1 protein-coding gene is annotated in these 253 nt (G+C 59.3%); it reads left to right on the forward strand.

The window, feature by feature from the left end; genetic code table 11:
• Positions 1-253, forward strand: a 253-nt coding sequence (locus tag B7449_RS19540; RefSeq protein WP_148431460.1) for a hypothetical protein, incomplete at both ends; no start/stop codon positions are given.

A 253-nucleotide genomic window follows, 5' to 3' on the forward strand; every position in this document is an offset into this window, starting at 1 on the left:
GTGACAGTCAGGATCGATCCGGAAACCGGGGTCGAAAACGAAACCCAGCGGCGGCCAAACCTGACGCCATTTTATGATGATCCCGACGTCTGGCTGGTCTCGTCCATCGAGGAATACGACGAGGCGACACAGAAAGGCCGGATGGGACCGATTTTCTCGGAGCGCGTCATTCATGCGCCTGTCGAACCCGAGATCCATTCCGCCCATGACGCCCTGGCCGTCTGCCTGCATGAAACAGGCGGCGTGGAAATGC

Origin of the sequence: Komagataeibacter intermedius TF2, from assembly GCF_000964425.1 — a bacterium.
GTDB lineage: Bacteria > Pseudomonadota > Alphaproteobacteria > Acetobacterales > Acetobacteraceae > Komagataeibacter > Komagataeibacter intermedius.